The organism is Microcoleus sp. D2_18a_D3 (genome assembly GCF_036702455.1).
Classification (GTDB): domain Bacteria; phylum Cyanobacteriota; class Cyanobacteriia; order Cyanobacteriales; family Microcoleaceae; genus Microcoleus.
The window spans coordinates 1-1941 of sequence record NZ_JAUBTK010000201.1 but is presented as its reverse complement, the minus strand read 5'-3'; the positions used below and the strand labels follow the sequence as shown (position 1 = coordinate 1941).

2 protein-coding genes are annotated in these 1941 nt (G+C 44.5%); both read right to left on the bottom strand.

Features of this window, described 5'->3' with window-relative positions:
* Positions 1-78 precede the first annotated feature (78 nt).
* On the bottom strand, positions 79-825 hold the full coding sequence (urtD, locus tag QUB06_RS34470) for an urea ABC transporter ATP-binding protein UrtD (protein WP_333062859.1): 747 nt from the start codon (positions 823-825) through the stop codon (positions 79-81).
* Between the two features lie 135 nt (positions 826-960).
* A complete protein-coding gene (locus tag QUB06_RS34465; protein ID WP_333439318.1) occupies positions 961-1680 on the bottom strand; it encodes a TIGR00266 family protein in 720 nt (239 codons plus the stop codon).
* Between the last annotated feature and the right edge of the window lie 261 nt (positions 1681-1941).

The window sequence follows — 1941 nt, the reverse complement described above, 5'->3', positions numbered from 1 at the left end:
ATGACTAATGACTAATGACTAATGACTAATGACTAATGACTAATGACTAATGACTAATGACTAATGACTAATGACTTCTTACTCTTCAGGTTTTCCCAAATATACCTCAATTACCCGATCGTCATTTTGCACCTCATCCATAGTTCCCTCACACAAAACCGCACCCTGATGCAACACCGTCACCTGCCGCGCAATTTGCCGCACAAACTCCATATCGTGTTCAATTACCAACACCGAATGACTTTCGGCCAGCGAAATTAGCAACTCTCCAGTTAACATTGTTTCCTCATCCGTCAAACCCGCCACAGGTTCATCTACCAACAACAAATCAGGAGATTGAGCCACCAACATTCCAATTTCCAACCATTGCTTTTCCCCGTGAGAAAGCAAACCAGCCGAAATATCAGCTTTAGCAACTAAACCAATTGTTTCTAACAAACCGGAAACCGTGCGTTTTTCAGCAGCAGAAGCAGGCTTGAACAAAGTCGAAAAAACATTTTTGTGGCGGCTGCAAGACAATTCCAAATTTTCGCGTGGCGTTAAATTTAAGTAAACTCGCGGTGTCTGAAACTTGCGACCAATTCCCAAGCGCGAAATCCTATCTTCCGACAACTTGCGTAAATTTTGTCCCTTAAATAACACCCTGCCCTCTGTCGGCTGCACCTTCCCGGTAATTGAATCGAGAAAAGTTGTTTTGCCGGCACCATTGGGCCCAATAATAACTCGCAGTTCGCCCGCATCCATACTAAAATTTAAACCGTTGATGGCTTTAAAACCATCAAAACTCACAGTCAAGTTTTCTATTTCTAAGACTTTTCCATTCATAATTAACAATTCACTCACTAATGGACAACAACCCATACCTGTTGTAGGTGCGGCAGGCAAATATCCTCCCTTATTAAGCAGATTTTCTCCGCTTCTGTGACACCATCATTACTACTTTTTGCTGAATGTTTACTCTCAAGTAAAACTGCTCGAACTGCTCGACACTGGAGGTGGAGAAGCAGCCATAATTCGCTCAGCTAACTTCGAGAGCGGCAGACTTTGCAAATACACTTTTCCAGGTCCGGTTAGCTTGACTAAAAACAAGCCTTCACCGCCAAATAGAGCATTTTTAAACCCGCCCACAAACTGAATATCGTAATCTACAGTCGGCGCAAAAGCTACCAAACAACCAGTGTCCGCTCGCAACACTTCGCCAACTCCCAAATTTTTCTCAACTATTGTTCCTCCCGCATGAACAAAAGCTAGCCCGTCACCCTGCAATTTTTGCAGAATAAAACCTTCTCCGCCAAAGAAACCGGCACCGAGCCGCTTGGTGAATGCTACCTCAATGTCAATGCCGTTGGCCGCACAGAGAAATGAGTCTTTTTGACACAAAAATTTACCGCCAAGTTGGCCTAAATCAAGGGGAATTACTTTACCCGGATAGGGGGCGGCAAAAGCTACGCGCGCCTTACGATTTCCGGCGTTGACAAAGGTGGTAATGAAAAAACCCGCTCCTGTCAGCATCCGTTTGAAACCTTGAAATAAGCCGCCTGTGGATGTTTGCATTTGGATGTCGCCTTCCATGTATGTCATGGTTCCAGCTTCAGCCCTGACGCCTTCTTTGGGGTCGAGTTCAATCTCGATGAGTTGCAAATCGTCGCCGTAGATTTTGTAGTCAATAATATCTGCCATATGTTGCCCCTCAAGCTAAAGAACGAAGCTACTTGCTACGGATATCTAAGTAGGTGGACATATATATTAGGTTTCCTCAGACAGAGATAAACGCAGCGTTTGCCAAGTCTATTGCGATTGCTTTGTTTGTCTGTTGTAGGTGACATTTATTTATGTCAGCCTCCTTCTAAATTACACGATATTTGTTCACCAAAAAACGAGCGAGAAGCCCCTGGCTTCAGACATGGGGAGGAAAGCGGCTGCGACTTCAGTCGCCTTGAA

Excerpts from the sequence above, each read along its gene's own strand:
- urtD (WP_333062859.1), bottom strand. The coding sequence starts at position 825 with ATGAATGGAAAAGTCTTAGAAATAGAAAACTTGACTGTGAGTTTTGAT.
- QUB06_RS34465 (WP_333439318.1), bottom strand. The coding sequence starts at position 1,680 with ATGGCAGATATTATTGACTACAAAATCTACGGCGACGATTTGCAACTC.